The organism is Albidovulum marisflavi, assembly GCF_025751435.1.
GTDB lineage: Bacteria > Pseudomonadota > Alphaproteobacteria > Rhodobacterales > Rhodobacteraceae > Albidovulum > Albidovulum marisflavi.
The window spans coordinates 356813-374446 of record NZ_JAOWKY010000004.1; the positions used below are offsets into that span (position 1 = coordinate 356813).

The 17634-nt window shown below is 63.3% G+C and carries 18 protein-coding genes; 4 read left to right on the forward strand and 14 right to left on the reverse strand.

The annotated features are described in order from the left end of the window. Positions 1-48 precede the first annotated feature (48 nt). The gene (sciP, locus tag OEW28_RS15690; protein WP_263735739.1) at positions 49-327 is read right to left on the reverse strand and encodes a CtrA inhibitor SciP; all 279 of its coding nucleotides are present in this window, start codon (positions 325-327) and stop codon (positions 49-51) included. A gap of 123 nt (positions 328-450) precedes the next feature. Here sciP and mnmA point away from each other — a divergent pair, with 123 nt between their 5' ends. Then, positions 451-1590, forward strand: a complete 1140-nt coding sequence (mnmA, locus tag OEW28_RS15695) for a tRNA 2-thiouridine(34) synthase MnmA (protein ID WP_263735740.1) — start codon at positions 451-453, stop codon at positions 1588-1590. On the opposite strand, the gene lpxB is transcribed toward mnmA, so the two are convergent. The 13 genes from lpxB to pyrH form a co-directional block, all read right to left on the reverse strand. After that, positions 1587-2747: a lipid-A-disaccharide synthase gene (gene lpxB, locus OEW28_RS15700; RefSeq protein WP_263735741.1), complete on the reverse strand. Its 1161-nt coding sequence runs from the start codon at positions 2745-2747 to the stop codon at positions 1587-1589. The two genes, mnmA and lpxB, sit on opposite strands and share 4 nt — an antisense overlap. Next, positions 2744-3553 carry an LpxI family protein gene (locus OEW28_RS15705; RefSeq protein WP_263735742.1) on the reverse strand — a complete coding sequence of 270 codons (810 nt, stop codon included), beginning with the start codon at positions 3551-3553 and terminating at the stop codon, positions 2744-2746. Before OEW28_RS15705 ends, lpxB begins: the two co-directional genes overlap by 4 nt. Beyond that, positions 3550-4344 carry an acyl-ACP--UDP-N-acetylglucosamine O-acyltransferase gene (gene lpxA, locus OEW28_RS15710; protein WP_263735743.1) on the reverse strand — a complete coding sequence of 265 codons (795 nt, stop codon included), beginning with the start codon at positions 4342-4344 and terminating at the stop codon, positions 3550-3552. Before lpxA ends, OEW28_RS15705 begins: the two co-directional genes overlap by 4 nt. A 2-nt stretch (positions 4345-4346) precedes the next feature. Then, entirely contained in the window at positions 4347-4805 is a 459-nt protein-coding gene (fabZ, locus tag OEW28_RS15715; protein ID WP_263735744.1) for a 3-hydroxyacyl-ACP dehydratase FabZ, read from the reverse strand. Positions 4806-4878: 73 nt separating this feature from the next. Then, on the reverse strand, positions 4879-5457 hold the full coding sequence (locus tag OEW28_RS15720) for an OmpH/Skp family outer membrane protein (protein WP_263735745.1): 579 nt from the start codon (positions 5455-5457) through the stop codon (positions 4879-4881). Beyond that, the gene (gene bamA / locus OEW28_RS15725) at positions 5457-7793 is read right to left on the reverse strand and encodes an outer membrane protein assembly factor BamA (RefSeq protein WP_263735746.1); all 2337 of its coding nucleotides are present in this window, start codon (positions 7791-7793) and stop codon (positions 5457-5459) included. Before bamA ends, OEW28_RS15720 begins: the two co-directional genes overlap by 1 nt. 141 nt (positions 7794-7934) lie before the next feature. Continuing rightward, entirely contained in the window at positions 7935-8096 is a 162-nt protein-coding gene (locus tag OEW28_RS15730; RefSeq protein WP_263735747.1) for a hypothetical protein, read from the reverse strand. Positions 8097-8202: 106 nt separating this feature from the next. After that, on the reverse strand, positions 8203-9537 hold the full coding sequence (gene rseP, locus OEW28_RS15735) for an RIP metalloprotease RseP (RefSeq protein WP_263735748.1): 1335 nt from the start codon (positions 9535-9537) through the stop codon (positions 8203-8205). Between the two features lie 9 nt (positions 9538-9546). Further along, positions 9547-10728, reverse strand: coding sequence for a 1-deoxy-D-xylulose-5-phosphate reductoisomerase (dxr, locus tag OEW28_RS15740; protein ID WP_263735749.1), 1182 nt, complete (start codon positions 10726-10728; stop codon positions 9547-9549). A 4-nt stretch (positions 10729-10732) separates the two neighbouring features. Next, positions 10733-11524, reverse strand: a complete 792-nt coding sequence (locus tag OEW28_RS15745; RefSeq protein WP_263735751.1) for a phosphatidate cytidylyltransferase — start codon at positions 11522-11524, stop codon at positions 10733-10735. Then, the gene (uppS, locus tag OEW28_RS15750; RefSeq protein ID WP_263735752.1) at positions 11521-12249 is read right to left on the reverse strand and encodes a polyprenyl diphosphate synthase; all 729 of its coding nucleotides are present in this window, start codon (positions 12247-12249) and stop codon (positions 11521-11523) included. Before uppS ends, OEW28_RS15745 begins: the two co-directional genes overlap by 4 nt. A 33-nt stretch (positions 12250-12282) precedes the next feature. Next, positions 12283-12840 carry a ribosome recycling factor gene (gene frr, locus OEW28_RS15755; RefSeq protein ID WP_263735753.1) on the reverse strand — a complete coding sequence of 186 codons (558 nt, stop codon included), beginning with the start codon at positions 12838-12840 and terminating at the stop codon, positions 12283-12285. Positions 12841-12991: 151 nt separating this feature from the next. Next, positions 12992-13723 carry a UMP kinase gene (gene pyrH, locus OEW28_RS15760; protein ID WP_263735754.1) on the reverse strand — a complete coding sequence of 244 codons (732 nt, stop codon included), beginning with the start codon at positions 13721-13723 and terminating at the stop codon, positions 12992-12994. Positions 13724-13858: 135 nt separating this feature from the next. Here pyrH and miaA point away from each other — a divergent pair, with 135 nt between their 5' ends. The 3 genes from miaA (at position 13859) to OEW28_RS15775 (ending at position 17610) form a co-directional block, all read left to right on the forward strand. Beyond that, positions 13859-14737 (forward strand): tRNA (adenosine(37)-N6)-dimethylallyltransferase MiaA, encoded by an 879-nt coding sequence (gene miaA / locus OEW28_RS15765; protein WP_263735755.1) that lies wholly within the window; start codon positions 13859-13861, stop codon positions 14735-14737. A 347-nt stretch (positions 14738-15084) separates the two neighbouring features. After that, positions 15085-15792, forward strand: coding sequence for a helix-turn-helix domain-containing protein (locus OEW28_RS15770; RefSeq protein ID WP_263735756.1), 708 nt, complete (start codon positions 15085-15087; stop codon positions 15790-15792). Between the two features lie 174 nt (positions 15793-15966). Beyond that, positions 15967-17610 carry an ABC transporter substrate-binding protein gene (locus OEW28_RS15775; RefSeq protein WP_263735757.1) on the forward strand — a complete coding sequence of 548 codons (1644 nt, stop codon included), beginning with the start codon at positions 15967-15969 and terminating at the stop codon, positions 17608-17610. Positions 17611-17634 lie beyond the last annotated feature (24 nt).

Here is a 17634-nt window from a genome sequence, read left to right on the forward strand (position 1 = left end):
GAATGGTTAAGCAGGCGTTACCATAACGAGGATTTTGGCCCCAACAATCTATAGCTGTCTGAACTTCTGGATTTTTGTGACTTTAAGCGCGGTTGCACCATGCCGCGACACAGCCTCGAACCAAAGGTCAAGCTCTTCCTCCGAAAGCGCATAACGCTCAAGCGCCTCGCCCCGCGAAATCAACCCCGCGGCAAGCGCCTTGACGACCAGCGCCTTGCGGCTGGCCACCCAGCGGCAGGTATCTTTGGGCGGCAGGTCCGCCCGCGTCATCACGCTTCCATCCGGCAAGGTCACGGCACGTGGCCCGCTCACCCTTTTAAGGTACATCACGCACCCCCTTTTTATCACCACCAACGGCAGGATCGCGCGCTGTGCTTAAGGGACGGTGAAACCCGGCCTTGCGACTAGTTCGCATTTTCCTATATTCCCGCACATCTCGCGGAGAACGAAATGCCACTGGACGTCCCCTTGAACTCGCTCGGCCTGCCGAAGTCACCTGCGCAAACGCGGGTCGTCGTGGCCATGTCCGGTGGCGTGGACAGTTCGGTCGTCGCCGCGATGTTGAAGGAAGAAGGGTACGACGTCGTCGGTGTTACCCTGCAGCTTTACGACCACGGCGCAGCGCTGGCGAAAAAGGGAGCCTGCTGCGCGGGTCAGGACATCCATGACGCCCGCCGCGTGGCCGAGGCAATGGGTTTTCCGCACTACGTTCTGGACTATGAAAACATCTTTCGCGACGCGGTCATCGAGGAGTTCGCCGATGCCTACCTGGCTGGCGCGACGCCCGTGCCCTGCATCCGTTGCAATGAGCGGGTGAAGTTCAAAGATCTGCTTGCCACGGCACGCGATCTTGATGCCGATTGCATGGCAACCGGACACTACATCCAGCGCAAGATGGGTAACGGCAGGGCAGAGTTGCATTCGGCAGCGGATCCCGCGCGCGATCAAAGCTACTTCTTGTTCTCGACCACACCTGAGCAGCTTGATTTCCTGCGCTTTCCACTCGGCCACCTGGCCTCCAAGGCCGAGACTCGGGCGCTGGCCGCGAAATACGGCCTGTCGGTGGCCGACAAGCCCGACAGCCAGGACATCTGCTTTGTCCCGAACGGCAACTATGCCGCCGTCATCGAAAAGCTGCGCCCCGGTGCCGCCGATCCGGGCGAAATCGTGGACATGGACGGCAATGTCGTGGGGGATCACCGCGGCGTCATCCACTACACGATCGGGCAACGGCGCGGCCTTGGCATCGGTGGGCTGGAGGATCCGCTTTACGTGGTCCGCCTGGATCCGGACACGCGCCGTGTCGTCGTCGGCCCGAAAGAGGCGCTGGCAACGCGCGTGATCCCGGTCAGAGAGATCAATTGGCTGGGCGACGGTCCATTCGACGGCCCCCGGGAACATCACGTCTCGGTCAAGGTGCGTTCGACACGGCCCCCGCGGTCGGCGATCGTGCGTCCGATCAGCGCGACCGAGGCCGAGGTCGAGCTTCTGGACCCGGAAACCGGCGTAAGCCCAGGTCAGGCCTGCGTGTTCTACGAAACGGGTGGAAGCCGCATCCTGGGTGGCGGCTGGATCTGGAAGGGCCGCTAGGCCGATCGGCCTTCGCCGCCGATGGCACGCAGCACAGATCGGGCCGCACGATGACCGGGCGGCTCGCCTCCTCGGCCAAGCCTGTCCATCGTCAGCGCCATTGCGGCCTGCTGTTCGGTCCGCGCCGCCGGATCCTTGAACAGCCGTCGCACGGCCCCTGCCAGAGCCTCGGGATTGCAGCGTTCCCCAAGGAATTCCGGCACCGCGCGGGTGTCGGACACCAGATTGACCAGCGTTACCGTGTCGTGGCGCACGATGCGGCGCAAGATGAACCGGCTGACGGGATTGAAGTCATAGCCGATGACCATGGGAACCGCGTGCGCAGCAAGTTCCAGGCTGACAGTGCCAGAGGCCGCCAGCGCCACGTTCGCAGCGGCGTAGGCGGCGGGCCTTTCCGCACCCTCGACGACGATCGGCCTAGGTGTCCAGGCGGCGGTCATTTCGCGCACCATTGCGGCCACACCCCGAACGGTCGGGATCGCCACGGCAAGACCGGGCACCTCGCGCGCGACGAGTTCAAGCGCGGCGCCAAAACGCGGGCCAAGCCGCGAAACCTCGCCCTTGCGGGATCCGGGCAGGCACAGCGCCAGCGGCGCGTCGGGCGCGATGCCGTGCCGTGCACGGAACGCATGTGCTTCCTGCGAGGACGCGACGGGCATAGCGGCGACCGGGTGCCCTACGAAATCGCAGGTCATACCGGCCGCTTCCATGTAGGGCGGTTCAAACGGAAGAAGCGCCAGAACATGATCGATGATCGGCGCCATCTTCGCCGCCCGGCCGGGCCGCCAAGCCCAGACAGACGGGGCGACGTAATGGACGGTTCTGAGTTCAGGCCAAAGCGCCCGCGCCGCGCGAGCGACCCGAAGCGTGAAGTCGGGACTGTCGATCGTGATCAGCGCGTCCGGCCGCGATGCGGCCACGGCCTCAGCCGTCTCCCTTATCCGACGCTTCAGGTGGCGATACTTCGGCAGGACTTCCATCAGCCCCATGACCGACAGTTCTTCCATCGGAAAGCGGCTCTCAACGCCCTCGGCCTCCATCAGCGGGCCGCCGACACCTTCGAAGCGCACACCGGGGACAAGATGCTTCAGCCCGGCCATGAGAGCCGCGCCAAGTGCGTCGCCCGACGCCTCACCGGCGATGAGAAACAGATTCATGCCTGTCCGCCGCTGGGTCTAACCCACAGGAACATCCCCTGCGCGTCCAAGGCGCGAACAACTGCCGGCAAGTCCAGAACCATGACGCCACCAGCCTCGATCACGATACCGCCCAATCCCGCCTCGGCCGCGAGGCGCGCGGTGCCGGGTCCGATCACCGGCAGATCGACGCGGCGGTCCTGGGTCGGCTTTGGCGCCTTGAACAGGATGCCTCGCCCGGCGGTCCGCTTCAAGGACGCCAGCATCGCATCCGTCCCCGCCGGCCCTTCGCGCGCCACGACCAGATCGTCCACGACGACACAGGACTGGCCGGTGTCGGCGCGCCCCATCTCGGCCACCGTCGCTTCGCCCAGGCGCGCGTCCGGCTCGGTCTGCGGCAAAAGCCCCGCGCTGGTCAGCACGCCCGCATCTGGCAGCAGATCAGGCGCCAGTTCATGCGCCCCCACGATGCCGAACCCGTGTTCTTCGAATATCGCAAGGAAGGTGCGCAAGGTCGCATCGTCACCCGGCTGCATCGCGGCAAGGATCCGGGGCACCAGCGTCGCGGTTCGCGGATCGAACAGTTCTGGTTCCAGCTTTGGTCTGCGCACGGCGCCCGCGAGGCAGATGCGTTCAACCCCGCGCTCAGCCAGGCGGTCAAGAAAGGGCACGAGCCTTTCCAAACGAAACACATCGACATCCACGCCGGGAAGATCCGGTTCGAACATATTCAGCGCGGCTACGACAAAGGGTTCCTGCGCCTTGCGAAGCGCGTCCACGATCAGCCGGGGAAGCTGCCCCTGCCCTGCGATCAGCGCGGTGGTCATCTCGGCGTCAGGAAGGAACGGTCCGAGGGACCAAGGATGAAATCCAGAACCTCTCGCACCTGAGCGGTCGCATCTTCCGCCTCGGCCGCCTGACGCGCGCGTTCGCGGAAGTTGCCATCCGAAAGCGAGTTGAACAGATCACGCAGCGCTCCGATATCGCCGCGATCGAGCCCTCGGCGCTTCAGACCGACAAGGTTCAGCCCGTCCAGCGCACCGCGCGGCCCCTGGACAAGGCCGTAGGGTATCACATCGGCCGTAACCATGGTCACAGCTCCGATCATTGCACCACGGCCGATTCGCACGAACTGGTGGATGCCGGACAGACCACCAACGATCACCTCGTCCTCGATCACGCAGTGACCGGCCAGCGCCGCATTGTTCACGAGAATGACATTGTTGCCGATCCGGCAGTCATGCGCGACATGCGCGCCGGCCATGATCAGGCAATCGTCTCCGATCTCGGTCAAACCGCCGCCGCCCTCGGTCCCGGTGTTGATCGTGACATGTTCGCGGATTCGGTTGCGCGCGCCGATGCGAAGCATCGTCTGTTCGCCCCGGAACTTAAGGTCCTGAGGTATCTCGCCAATCGTGGCGAAGGGAAAAACAACGGTTTCTTCGCCGATCTCGGTTTTTCCGGTCAGGACGGCGTGGCTTTTCACCACGACGCCGCGCGCTAAGCGCACATCTGCCCCGATCAGGCAGAACGGGCCAATCTGGCAGTCAGGCCCGATCACCGCCCCGGACTCCACATGTGCCGAGGGATGGATCCGTGCGCTTGCGTCGATCGCCATGGTCAGTCCCTGAGATCCATCATTGCCGCGATGTCGGCCTCACAGGCAAGCTCGCCCGCGACCTTCGCCTCTCCGTGGAACTTCCAGATCTTTCCGCCGCCACGCTTCACGGTCATGTGCAACTCAAGGACGTCGCCCGGCACAACCTTGCGCCGGAACTTGCACGAATCGATCGAGAGGAAATAGGTCAGCAGGTCGCGCCCCACGACGTCCATCGAAATACCGACCAGAACCGCGGCCGCCTGGGCCATCGCCTCGACGATGGTGACGCCCGGCATGATCGGCGCCTGAGGAAAGTGCCCCTGGAAATGCGGCTCGTTGAAGGTCACGTTCTTGATGCCGATACACCCTTCGTTAACGCGGATATCCACGACCTTGTCGATCAGCAGGAACGGATAGCGATGCGGAATAATCCGCTGGATCAGGTGGATATCGGCCTCGGTCACGGGTGCGTCGGTCATCTTTCATCCTTGCGCGAGGGGCTTCGGTTACCCGGACTAGCTAGCAAGTCGGGCATCTTGGCGCAAGCGCCGGTCAGTTGTCGACCGAAGGCAATTCCGGTCTACGGCCCGCCCCCAAAGCGGTGTCGATCCTGGCAATGGCCTCATCCGTGATGTCGATCACATCCGCGGCGATAAGAACGGAGCGGCGATCGAGAATCACCAGCGCGCCGGGCGTTTCGGAAAGCAGCCCCCGCAGTACGGGCACGGCGGTCGCCAGAAACGCCTGCCGCTCGACATCCCTGAGCCGTGCCAGATCACGTGCCTTGGCGTCCTGATTTCGGCGGATCTCGATGACCTTGGCATCGAACGCGTCAGCCAGGGCCCGGAACTCTTCGCCCGGAAGCGTTTTGCGCTGTTCCGTCAATGCCTGTTCTTCGGTCTCAAGATCCGACTCGATCTGACGGTTCTCGGCCGCAAGCGCGCTGGAATCCGCCTCGATTTCGGACACCACGCGCTTGCCCCACAACGAACCCTCGAACAACCGCTCCTGATCCAGGACCAGGATGGATGTCATGACCGGCCTTGGCCCGGTCGTTACCGACGCCTCCTGTGCGGCCACTGGCAGCACGGCCGCGACGGCAAGCGACAGAGCGACCAGCCAGAAACGCATCAGAACTGCGTGGATACGGACAGGTCGAAGTTCTGCGTGCGGTCGTAGTCTTCCTTCTTGAGCGCATGCGAGAAGTTGAAACGCAGCGGCCCAAGGACGGATTCCCAGAAGACCGAGAAGCCAATAGAGGCGCGAAGGTTCAGTGAGTCATCGACCGCGTTTCCGCCGGCACCGGTCGTGTTGTCCAGCCCCCAGACAGAACCAACATCTGCAAACAGGCCGCCTGTGATGCCGTATTCGGTAGGCAGGCCAAGCGGGAATTCCGCCTCAAGGCGGGCGACCGCAAAGTAGTTCCCACCAAGCGCATCCTCGTTCACGGCGTTCAGATCGCGCGGCCCGATCCCGTTGGGTTCGAACCCGCGGATCTTGCCGTTGCCGCTGAAACGGTCCAGCACGCGCGTGTCGCCGTTAAGACGCTCGACCATGCCGCCTTCGATCTCGGCCCGCAGGGTCACGTCTTCGCGCATGATCTTGCGCTGGTGCGATGCAATGGCAGTCGTCGTGATCTGTTCAACATCGCCACCAAATCCGGCGAAATCCTGGTTCAGCCGCAAAAGGGTACCGCGCGTGGGATCAAGGCCGCCGATCCGCGTATCGTAGCTGAGCGTATAGCCAAGCGCACTCGACACTTCCTTGCCTTGTTCGGCCAACAGGATCGGGGATGAATCAGCGGGCGTGTCACCACCAACATCCGAAAGCTCATCGCTGGCAAGCTTGTACCGCACCTCAAGGCGCGTGAACTCGCTGAGCGGGAATTCCAGCGAGGGCTGCACACCGATGCGGGTGGTATTGTAGGACGAATTGTCTTTGTCAGTGGTGGTATAATAGGCGTTGAAGCGGAACCTCAGATCGCGGTCCAGCAGCGCCGGCTCAATGAAGGTGATCGAGCTGTTCTGGTTGTCGGTGCCCGCGTTGATGTTCACGCTGACGTACTGGCCACGTCCAAGGAAGTTCGCCTCGGACAGGCCGATGTTGAAACCCACACCATTCGAGACCGAATAGCTGGCACCGAAGGTCAGAGAGCCTGTCGGCTGCTCTTCGACGTTGACGTCGACGATGACCTGATCCGGCCCCGTTCCCGGGTTGGCATTCACGTCGGAGTTGGAGAAGAAGCCCAGGGCGCGGATGCGCGCCGCGGCGTCCCGAATTTCGCGCGGGTTGAACGGATCGCCCTCAACCGTGCGGAACTGGCGGCGGACCACCTGGTCAAGCGTGGTCGCGTTGCCCTCGATGTCGATACGCTCGACGAAGACACGCGGCCCCTTGGTCAGAACGAAGGCGACATCGAGCGTTCCTTCGCGTTCGTTGCGCGTCACGCGCGGTTCGACACGCAGAAAATCCAGACCATTGCGAAGGGCAATTGCCTCCATTTTGTTGATCGTCGTGTCGATCGCCAAGGGAGAATACGCCGCGCCATCCCGGATCTTGATCACCTCGGCGTATTCCGACGGGTCCACCCCCTCGTACTCACTGGCAGTCGTGATCTTGCCGAAACGGAATTGCTGGCCTTCACGCACGTTAAAGGTCAGGAAGAAGGCGTCACGCTCACGCGAATACTCCGAGGCAACCGAGAGAACCTGGAAATCGACATAGCCGCGGGAATTGTAGAAATCCTTCAAGAGTTGCTTGTCGAATTCGGTACGGTCGCCGATGAAGGTGTCGCGCTGCACGAGGCGACGGAAGATGCCTGCCTGCTTGGTCTCCAGGACACGGCGCAGGCGCCAGTCGGAATATGCCTGGTTGCCAGTGAACGACAGGCGCTCGATCTCGGTCACGCTGCCTTCGCGAATCTCGAACACCAGATCGACGCGGTTACCGTCGCGCCTGATGATCCTCGGCTCCACCCGAGCAGACAGGCGGCCCTGGTCGGAATATATCTGGGCGATTGCGGCGGCATCGGCCTCGGCCTGCGCTGCGGAAAAGACGCGGCGCGATTGCGACTTGATGACCGCTGCAAGCTCTTCATCCTCGAGCCGGCGGTTGCCTTCGAAGTTCACGATGTTGATCGTGGGGTTCTCGACGACCCGGATCACAAGGGTGTTTCCTGAGGGGACAAGTTCAACCGTCTCGAACAGCCCCGAATCCGCGATGCGCTGATAGGCGTCATTCAGTTGCGACGCCGACATCGCAGTACCTCTGGCGATTCCCGCGAACTTGAGGATCGTCGCGTCCTCGATCAGCGAGTTGCCTTCGATCGCGACGGAACTGAACACGTAGTCCTGCGCAAAGGTTGCGTCGGGAATCGTGGAAAAAGCCAGGGAAATCGCCACTGCCGCGGGGGCAAGCCCCAAGCGAACCAGCCCGCTGTTGCCGCCGAGTTTGCGCCGCCGGTCCATCCGCCGTCCCCCTGTCTATTTCTGGTCAATGCCTTGGGGAGTCACTAGCCCCTTTGGGGCACCTTGTCAAAAGGCGCGGCGCGGCTTCTTTCGAAGCCGCGCCGTTGATCGCGCGCATGGGTTGGGGGCCAGCGCGATCGGTTAAAAGAAATAGTCCACAGGCACTGTCAGCACCGAAGCCTTGGTTGCGAGGTAGGCTGATAGTGCCAGGCCTGCGGCAATCACGATGGGAACAATCACACGGTCGAATCCCAAGTCGTAAAGCACGGAAAGGCTGCGGTATCCGCTTTGAATCAACTGCATCGATGGCCGCCACTGTTTGCTTTGGGTTTAAGCGATTCAAACCCTTAAATACGGCAACAATACGGCATCTGCGCAGGGTCGCTGTCTTACGGCAGACTCTTGCCTGTCAGGTACACAGGATATCGTTGGACAGACCAAAGACCATCAAAGCGATTACCAGGATCAGGCCGACGCTCATCGCAAGGTTCATCGCGCGGTCCGAAGGGGGTTTTCCGCGCGCCCATTCATAGGCGTGAAAGATCAGGTGTCCGCCATCAAGGACGGGAATCGGCAGCAGGTTGAGAAAGCCGATCGCGACTGACAGCGATGCCACGAGGCCGATAAAATAGTCCCAGCCCTGGCTCGCCGCCGCCCCTGCCGCCTGGGCGATTCCGATCGCACCCGAAATGCTGCAGCTCGATATGGAACCCGCGACGATTGCCACAAGGCTGGAGATCGTACCCGTGATAGACGCGAAGGTGGCCTGAACACCGATCACCGCCGCTTCCCAGGGCGAGGCGCGGCGCGACTGCTGGTCAAAGGCGATGTCCCCGTAGATCCCGATCTGCCAGTTCATCTCGAAGCCGCCATCCTCGGTCTGGACCGGACGCTCGCGCGGGACCAGCGTGGTATCAAAGGTTTCGCCGTCACGCCACACCACAAGCGAAAGCGGCGCACCCTGACTTCCCATGGCGCGGGAGCGGAGTTCCTCGAAGCGCCAGATCGTGGTGCCGTCTACGCTGACGATGACATCGCCCGCCTGAAGGCCCGCATCGATTGCCGCACTTTTCGGTGCAACACCCGAGATCAGCGGGGGCAGCGCCTGCGGCCCCATCACCTCGATCCGCTCGCCCTCGCGCTCGACGCCGTAGCGCACCAATGGCGCCGGCGGAAGGTTATTCGCCGCGGTCGCGAAATCCTCGAAAGTGGCAACGGGCGTCCCTTCGACCGCAACGATGCGATCGCCGGGCAGAAGGGTCACGCCCTCGACCGGAAGCGGCTTCAGGCTGACAATCGTGGGGGTGTCGTCGGCGATGCCGCGCACCAGCACGAAGCCCGCGAAGATGATCGTGGCAAGGATGAAGTTGAAGAACGGCCCCGCAAAGACGGTGGCCGCGCGCGCCCAAAGCGGCGCGCCATGCATAGTGTGGCGACGTTCCGTATCCGAGAGCCGCGACATGGTTTCCTCATCTGCGCCTGCAGATGCGGCATTGGCGTCGCCCAGGAACTTGACATACCCCCCCAGTGGAACGGCCGCTACCTGCCAGCGCGTGCCGCGCTTGTCGACGCGCGAGGCGAGAATGGGGCCGAACCCCACCGAAAACACCTCGGCATGGATGCCCGACCAGCGCCCAACGATGTAATGGCCGAATTCATGCACCGTCACGATGATCGAAAGCGCAACGATGAAGGCACCGAGATAGAATACCTGTCCGGCAAAGGACTCAATGAACGCAACCATTGTGAATACTCAACTCCCTTGTCGACGGGCAATGACTTCGGACGCCCTGCGGCGCGCCATGGCGTCAACCGCAAGCACCATATCGAGATCGCCAGGCGCGTTTCCAAGGGCGCCTTCGCCCGAAAGCGCTTCCAGCACCGCCTCCACCACCTCCGGCATCACGGTAAACCCGATGGTGCCGTCGATGAAAGCGTCCAGCGCCGCTTCCTTCGCGGCGTTGAAAGCCGCGCCACAAAGACCGCCTTCCGCCATGACTTCACGTGCCAGCCGCAACGCCGGGTAACGCGAAGGATCCGGAGCGCGAAAGGTCAGCGCGCCGATGCGCGCCAGATCCAGTCTTGCGACCGGCAGGTGCGCCCGGTCCGGCCAGTTCAGCGCATAGCCGATGGCATGGCGCATGTCCGGCGCGCCAAGGTGGGCGATCACGCCGCCATCGCGAAACCCGACAAGAGCGTGAACGAGGGATTCTGGGTGCACCAGCACCTCGATCCTTTCCGGTTCGATCGCGAAGAATTCCCGTGCCTCGATCATCTCGAGCGCCTTGTTGAACATCGATGCGCTGTCGATCGTGATGCGCTGGCCCATCGCCCAGTTCGGATGGGTAGAGGCTTCGGAAACTGTCGCCCTTGCCAGTCGTTCAAGCGGCCAATCCCGGAACGCCCCGCCGGATGCGGTGATGGTGATGTGCTCGACCGTCGCCATATCCTCGCCCACCAGCGCCTGGAACACCGCGGAATGTTCGCTGTCCACTGGGAGTATCCGGGCGCCATGCCGCCGCGCCTGGGCCATCAGAAGCGGACCTGCGGTTACAAGGCTTTCCTTGTTGGCAAGCGCCAGGGTGCCGCCATGCGACAGGGCGCGGAACCCGGGCACGAGGCCCGCAGCGCCGACGATGGATGACATCGTCCAATCCGCCGGACGGTCCGCCGCTTCTACGATCGCGCTGCGGCCTGCCGCTGCCGCCGTACCGCTGCCGGCAAGCGCCGCACGCAGGGCCGGCAGGCATTCGTCATGGGCGGTGACCGCAAGCTCGGCCCCAAGGGCGCGCGCCATCTCTGCCAGCCGCGCAACATTGCGGCCGCCCGTCAGCACGACGGTGCGGTACCGTTCGCGTCCGCCCTGCCCCATCAATAGGTCGAAGGTGCTTTCGCCGATCGAGCCGGTGGCCCCGAAGACCGAAACGCTTCGCATCAGGTCAGCCCCCGATCACGGGCAACGGCAGGACGAAACCCATCAATATCAGGAACAGGACCGCCCCGATCAGACCGTCGAACCGATCAAGCACGCCGCCATGCCCGGGGATCAGATGGGAGCTGTCCTTGACCCCGGCGCGCCGCTTGATCGCGCTTTCCGCGATATCGCCCATCTGCGCGGCGAACGCGACCAGGGCCGAAAGCGCGAACAGCCATGACGGCGCACCGACAAAGGCCGAAAACGCGGCCCCGACCAGCGCCGCCCCGATCCAGCCGGACACCGTTCCGGACCAGGTCTTCTTGGGTGACACCCGGGGCCAGAACTTCGCCCCGCCGATGATCCGCCCGCCGAAGTAGCCCAAAACATCCGATGCGACGACGACCGCCACGACCCAGAGGAGGAACGAAAGACCAAGTCCGCCACGAAACGCCACGAAGCCGTAGCCGGTCATCATCACCGCGAAGCCATAAAGGAAAAAGACCGCCCTGTCCCGGCGCGGGCGCAGCGCCCCGATCCCCGGCGGCACAAGCGCCAGCGCTATCGCAAAGGGCGCGTGGTTCCACAGGATGCCCGCCAGGCACAGCGCCGCGATCATACCCAGCAACCGCGCCTCGCCCGGACGGTCCGGTGCGGTCATCGCCGCCAGTTCCCAGATCATCAGACCCGTCACCGCGATCGAAAGCGCCTCGATCCAGATGCCGCCCGCGACGACATCGGCGACGCCCACAACCGCCATGGCAAGCCCCGCAAGCAGTCGGGGCGCCAGATCGTCCCACTTGGCCCCGCCGCTCATGCCCGCACCGTGCCGCCATAGCGCCGGTCGCGCATGCGGAAACGGGCAAGGATCGTCTCCAGCTCGGCGGGCGTGAAATCGGGCCAAAGTGTCGGGGTGAATTCGTACTCGGAATAGGCCGACTGCCACAGCAGGAAGTTCGATATCCGCGTTTCGCCAGAGGTGCGGATCACCAGATCAGGGTCCGGCAGGCCAGCGGTATCGAGCCGCGCCGTAATCGCGGCCTCATCCACCGCCTCGGGCGCGATCCTGCCCTCGGCCACGTCAAGCGCAAGCTTGCGCGCCGCTCGGGCGATTTCGTCCCTGCCACCATAATTGATCGCGACGTTCAGGTTCAGCGCTGTGCTGTCGGCCGTCTTCGCCTCGATCCCCGCCATCATTTTCTGCAGCTTCTTGTCCAGCCTTTCGCGCCCGCCGATAAACCTGAGGCGCACACCCGCATCCGACAGCCGCTGCGCTTCGCTTTCGATGTAGCGGGCGAAGATCGTCATCAAACCGATGACCTCTTCGGTCGACCGCTTCCAGTTCTCGGTCGAAAAGGCGTAAAGCGTCAGGTGCCGGATACCCAGACCCGGCGCCGACTCGACAATGGCGCGGACACGCTCTGCGCCGCGACGGTGTCCGACCAGGCGAGGCCAGCCGCGCTCGGTCGCCCAGCGACCGTTCCCATCCATGATGATCGCGACATGCAAGGCCCCTGCCCCGGTCAGATCCTTCGCGCCCATAGGCCGCCCCTTCATCCGCGCGCCCGAACCGGCTCAGACCTGCATGATCTCCGCCTGCTTTGCCTCAAGCGCCTTGTCGACCATCGCGATATGCTTGTCGGTCAGTTCCTGGATCTCGTCGTGCCAGAACTTCTGATCGTCCTCGCTGACCCCCTGCGCCTTCTTCAGCTTGTCCATGCCGTCACGGCGCACGTTCCGGATCGCCACGCGGGCGTGTTCGGCGTACTGCGCCGCCACCTTGGTCAGGTCGCGGCGACGCTCCTCGTTCAGTTCGGGGATCGGCAGCATGATGATCGTGCCGTTGAGCTGCGGGTTGATGCCGAGACCAGATTCCCGGATCGCTTTTTCCACCTTGCCGACCAGCGCCTTGTCCCAGACGTTGATCGTGACCATGCGGGGTTCGGGTACGTTGATCGTGCCAACCTGATTGACGGGCGTCAGGGAACCATAGGCGTCGACCATGATCGGCTCCACGATCGATGCCGAGGCGCGCCCCGTGCGGAGCGAGCCGAATTCCTGCCTGAGAGCCGCAAGCGCCCCGTCCATCCGGCGCTCCAGATCGTCGGTGTCCAATTCAAAATCGTCAGACATTCTGCCCTCTCACGGTCGTTCTCAATCTTTGCATGGCTCATAAGCCATTGGCGGCGGGTTGTATAGCAATCTTGGCCCGACGCGTGGCCTGCCTGAGCCACGCAAGGGAAGGCTGCGCTTTTCTCGACGGCGACGAAACGACCGCCGCGTCTTAGCCCTGAACCTTGGTGTAGGTGCCTTCACCGGCAAGGATGCCGCGGAATCCGCCCGGCTCATCCAGAGAAAACACGATGATCGGAAGGTCGTTGTCCCTCGCCAGGGCAATCGCCGAGGCATCCATGACACCGAGATGCTTTTGCAGCACCTCGTCGAACGACACGGTGTCGTAGCGCTTGGCATCTGCGAACTTCTTGGGGTCCTTGTCGTAGACGCCATCCACCTTGGTGCCCTTGAAGATCGCCTCGCATCCCATCTCGTTCGCGCGCAGTGTCGCCGCGGTGTCGGTGGTGAAGTAAGGGTTGCCCGTTCCCGCCGCGAAGATACAGACCCGCTTCTTTTCAAGGTGCCGGACAGCGCGGCGGCGGATGTAGGGTTCGCAGACTTGATCCATGGGGATCGCAGAGATCACGCGGGTATGTATCCCGAGTTGCTCTAGCGCCGCCTGCATCGCCAGCGCGTTCATGACCGTCGCCAGCATGCCCATGTAGTCGGCCGTCGTCCGCTCCATCCCCTGCGCGGCGCCGGAAAGTCCGCGGAAGATGTTGCCGCCGCCGATCACCATGCATATCTCGACGCCGAGATCATGAACGGACTTAACTTCATTGGCGATGCGCGCGACGGTCGGGGGATGAAGCCCGAACCCCTGGTCGCCCATCAGCGCCTCGCCTGAAATCTTCAGAAGTACGCGCTTGTAGGTCACCTTGGGTTCTTCCGCCCTGTTCATCGTGCGCTCCGCTTGCCGCCCATCATCTGACGGCGCAAAATGAAGGAAATCGCATCGGGGTTCAACCGCTCAGGACAGCGGAAACGCAACGCATCACAAAACGGGCCGCCCACAACATGAATTTACCCGCGTAGAATGCTGGAAAAAATAGAAAATATCCCGCTCAAAAAACATGTTCTTATCGCGGGGCCGACGGCTTCGGGCAAATCCGCCCTGGCGTTGGCGATAGCACGGGAACAGGGCGGCGTGATCGTCAACGCGGACGCGCTTCAGGTATGGGATTGCTGGCGAATACTCAGCGCCCGCCCAAACGAGGCTGAAGAAGCGCAGGCCGAACACCGCCTTTATGGGCATCTTCCCTGCGGCGCGGACTACTCGGTCGGCCACTGGCTTCGCGAGGTCGCAGCGATTCTGGATGAGGGCAAGCGCCTTATCGTGGTCGGCGGAACCGGTCTTTACCTCTCCGCGCTGACCGAAGGTCTGGCAGAGATCCCGCCAATTCCCTCGGAGGTTCGCGCCGAGGCGGACAAGCTTGTAGCGACAGGCGGCCTGGACCGGATGATCGCGACCCTTGATCCCGACACCAATGCCCGTATCGACCTTCGCAACCCCGCGCGCGTGCAACGGGCGTGGGAGGTACAGCGCGCCACCGGCCGCGGAATCGCGGCATGGCAGGCGGACACCGGCCCTGCCCTGATCCCGCTGAAAGGCGCGACGGCGATCCGCATCGAGTGTGATCGCGACTGGCTGGCTGACCGGATCGACAGACGCTTTCTGACAATGGTTGAGGACGGGGCGCTTGAGGAAGCAAAGGCCGCCCTTCCCCGCTGGGATCCCTCGGCGCCTTGGGCCAAGGCAATCGGCGCGCCGGAACTGATCGCGCACCTTCGTGGCGAACTGTCTTTGCCCCAAGCGATCGAAGCCGCCCAGGCAGCCAGCCGCCAATACGCAAAGCGGCAGCGGACCTGGCTGCGCAGCCGAATGGGTGGCTGGACCCCGCTCAACCCGACGTGACAGATCGGCCACGCGCCGCGCATTGTTGGAATCATGCGGAAATTCCCTTTGGCGAGTGATTCGCCAGACGATAGAATCGGCGCGAAACAGCCCCGAGTGCCCACAGAATGTCCACGAAACTGTTCTCTGCGACGCCCTTGTCTCTTTTTGCCGACCGCCTTCCAAAAACATCGGAAGCGGCCGCCAAGGGGACGGAGCCGGCCACAAAACCCGCCCGGAAGCCAAAGGCGACGACCCGGCCGCAGGAGCCTCGTCGCCCCGCGCAGCCGCTTCCGGCGGATGACGGCGGACTGCGGCTCGTGCCGATCCAGCGACTGGCCCAGGGTGGGCGCTGGAGGGTGGAGGCGATGCGTTCGTACAGCCACCCCGTGCTCTACTGGTTCACCCGTGGACAGGGCCGCGTCACCATCGGCGGCGTCACGCGCGGCTACGGCGCGCACAACGCGATCTTCGTGCCGGGTGGTGCCATGCACGGTTTCGAAGCCGGTCCCCAAAGCTTCGGCGTTGCGCTGTTCTTCGGGCGCGAAGAAGGGCTCGACCTGCCGTCCGACCCCATGCACCTGCGCGTGCGCGATGCCATCCCGCAGGGCGAACTGTCTAACATCCTTGATCAAATCCAGCGCGAGCTTGAAAGCGCCAAGCCCGGACACGAGCGTGCAGCGCGTCACTACCTTGGCCTGCTGTCGGTCTGGATCGAGCGTCATGCCGACAGCGCCGAAAGCGGCCGATCGGGCGCCTACCAGCGGCTGGCCAGGCGCTATGCGGAACTGCTTGAGGACGGCTTTCGCAGCGGCCAGGGCGTTTCAGATTATGCCCGATCGCTCGGCGTGACGCCGACCCACCTGACCCGCGTCTGCAACAAGACCTGCGGGCGATCTGCCTCGGATCTGTTACACGACCGCGTCATATTCGAAGCGCGTCGCATGCTTCTGGAGACCCGCCTTCCGGTTGCGAAGGTGTCAGAGCAACTGGGCTTTGCCTCGCCCGCATATTTCACACGCGCGTTCCAGCACCGCACAGGCAAGACACCCTCGGCCTTCAGGCGTGGCGGTTGATGGCCGTCAGTGAGGCCATGTCGCAAAATCGGCCAATGATGACGTAATCCGGCGTTGACGTCGGGTGAAAAACTGGGCGCAATGTGCGCGTGAGCAAAGTCGTGGTACCTGATGGCTGCAGTCGCTGTGGCCATGTTTCCGCGCACTTGGAACGTCACACAGGGAGAACTCAGAATGACACTGCACTTCACGCCGAATGTTCATCCGGCGGCAAAATCCTACGCAGAAGAAGTCCGTGCCGGAACGCTTAGCCGGCGTGAATTCCTGACCCGGACCTCTGCGCTCGGCGTCAGCGCCGCCGCGGCTTACGGGCTGCTTGGAATGACCGCTCCGACCCCCGCGCGCGCCCAGGCCATGGGCGGCACCGTGCGCTGCCAGCTGGAAACCAAGGCCCAGAAAGATCCCCGGACCTGGGACTGGTCGGAACTGGCCAACTTTGCGCGTGGCTGGCTTGACTACCTCGTCGAATATAACGGCGACGGCACGATCCGCGGCATGCTGCTGGAAAGCTGGGACGTAAACGACGATGCAACCGAATACACATTGCATGTCCGGCAGGGTGTGAAGTGGAACAACGGTGACGACTTCACCGCCGCGGACGTGGTCAACAACTTCTCCCGCTGGTGCGACGCCACGGTCGAGGGTAACTCGATGGCCGCGCGTATGGGCGGACTTGTCGACGAGAACACCAAGCAGGCGCGTGAAGGCGCGATCACACAGGTCGATGACTACACCGTGAAGCTGACGCTGCCCGCGCCGGACATCACGATCATCGTTGGCGTGGCGGATTATCCAGCGGCGGTGGTTCACTCCTCCTACGACAATGGCGACCCCTCGGCCAATCCGGTCGGAACCGGCCCCTACCTGCCGGAGACCAACGAGGTCGGCGTGAAGCAGGTTCTGGTGCGCAACGCCGAGCACACCTGGTGGGGCACCGAAGTCTATGGCGGCCCGTACCTGGACCGCATCGAGTACATCGACCTCGGCACTGACCCGTCCGCATTCGTGGCGGCGGCCGAAGCTGAAGAGATCGACATGCTGCACCGCACGGACGGTGACTTCGTGGCAATCTTCGACGGCATCGGCTGGGAAAAATCCGAAGCGGTCACCTCGGCGACTCTCGCCGTGCGCTTCAACCAGCTTTCGGATCTCTATCAGAACCTGAACGTGCGCCGCGGTCTGCAGATGGCTGTGGACAACGCCGTGGTTCTCGAGCTTGGTTACGCGGGCCTTGGCGCGCCGGCTGAAAACCACCACGTCTGCCCGATCCATCCCGAGTATGCCGAGCTTCCGCCGCTGGTCGTCGACCCGGCAAAGGCGAAAGAGATGATCGACGCAGAAGGTCACGCCGACACCGAGTTCGAACTGATCTCCATCGATGACGCCTGGCAGGCGGCTTCCTGTGACGCGGTTGCAGCGCAGATCCGCGACGCGGGCATCAACATCAAACGGACGATCCTGCCCGGTTCGACCTTCTGGAACGACTGGACCAAGTACCCGTTCTCGGCCACCGAGTGGAACATGCGTCCGCTTGGCGTCCAGGTTCTGGCGCTCGCCTACAAATCGGGTGTGGCTTGGAACGAAACCGCGTTCGCGAACGCGGAATTCGACGCGCTGCTGGCCGAGGCGATGTCCATCGCTGACGCCGACGCGCGCCGCGAAGTCATGGCGAAGATCGAAAAGATCATGCAGGATGAGGGTGTGCTGATCCAGCCCTACTGGCGGAACGTGTACCGTCACTTCAGGACGAACGTGAAGGGCGCGGACATGCACCCGACCTTCGAGCACCACCACTACAAGTGGTCCATCGAAGCCTGATCCTTGTGATGATGGCGCGCGGGG

What these genes read in the sequence shown, in the direction of transcription:
- sciP (WP_263735739.1), bottom strand. Translation starts at nt 327, where the DNA reads ATGTACCTTAAAAGGGTGAGCGGGCCACGTGCCGTGACCTTGCCGGAT.
- mnmA (WP_263735740.1), top strand. Translation starts at nt 451, where the DNA reads ATGCCACTGGACGTCCCCTTGAACTCGCTCGGCCTGCCGAAGTCACCT.
- lpxB (WP_263735741.1), bottom strand. Translation starts at nt 2,747, where the DNA reads ATGAATCTGTTTCTCATCGCCGGTGAGGCGTCGGGCGACGCACTTGGC.
- OEW28_RS15705 (WP_263735742.1), bottom strand. Translation starts at nt 3,553, where the DNA reads ATGACCACCGCGCTGATCGCAGGGCAGGGGCAGCTTCCCCGGCTGATC.
- lpxA (WP_263735743.1), bottom strand. Translation starts at nt 4,344, where the DNA reads ATGGCGATCGACGCAAGCGCACGGATCCATCCCTCGGCACATGTGGAG.
- fabZ (WP_263735744.1), bottom strand. Translation starts at nt 4,805, where the DNA reads ATGACCGACGCACCCGTGACCGAGGCCGATATCCACCTGATCCAGCGG.
- OEW28_RS15720 (WP_263735745.1), bottom strand. Translation starts at nt 5,457, where the DNA reads ATGCGTTTCTGGCTGGTCGCTCTGTCGCTTGCCGTCGCGGCCGTGCTG.
- bamA (WP_263735746.1), bottom strand. Translation starts at nt 7,793, where the DNA reads ATGGACCGGCGGCGCAAACTCGGCGGCAACAGCGGGCTGGTTCGCTTG.
- OEW28_RS15730 (WP_263735747.1), bottom strand. Translation starts at nt 8,096, where the DNA reads ATGCAGTTGATTCAAAGCGGATACCGCAGCCTTTCCGTGCTTTACGAC.
- rseP (WP_263735748.1), bottom strand. Translation starts at nt 9,537, where the DNA reads ATGGTTGCGTTCATTGAGTCCTTTGCCGGACAGGTATTCTATCTCGGT.
- dxr (WP_263735749.1), bottom strand. Translation starts at nt 10,728, where the DNA reads ATGCGAAGCGTTTCGGTCTTCGGGGCCACCGGCTCGATCGGCGAAAGC.
- OEW28_RS15745 (WP_263735751.1), bottom strand. Translation starts at nt 11,524, where the DNA reads ATGAGCGGCGGGGCCAAGTGGGACGATCTGGCGCCCCGACTGCTTGCG.
- uppS (WP_263735752.1), bottom strand. Translation starts at nt 12,249, where the DNA reads ATGGGCGCGAAGGATCTGACCGGGGCAGGGGCCTTGCATGTCGCGATC.
- frr (WP_263735753.1), bottom strand. Translation starts at nt 12,840, where the DNA reads ATGTCTGACGATTTTGAATTGGACACCGACGATCTGGAGCGCCGGATG.
- pyrH (WP_263735754.1), bottom strand. Translation starts at nt 13,723, where the DNA reads ATGAACAGGGCGGAAGAACCCAAGGTGACCTACAAGCGCGTACTTCTG.
- miaA (WP_263735755.1), top strand. Translation starts at nt 13,859, where the DNA reads ATGCTGGAAAAAATAGAAAATATCCCGCTCAAAAAACATGTTCTTATC.
- OEW28_RS15770 (WP_263735756.1), top strand. Translation starts at nt 15,085, where the DNA reads ATGCGTTCGTACAGCCACCCCGTGCTCTACTGGTTCACCCGTGGACAG.
- OEW28_RS15775 (WP_263735757.1), top strand. Translation starts at nt 15,967, where the DNA reads ATGACACTGCACTTCACGCCGAATGTTCATCCGGCGGCAAAATCCTAC.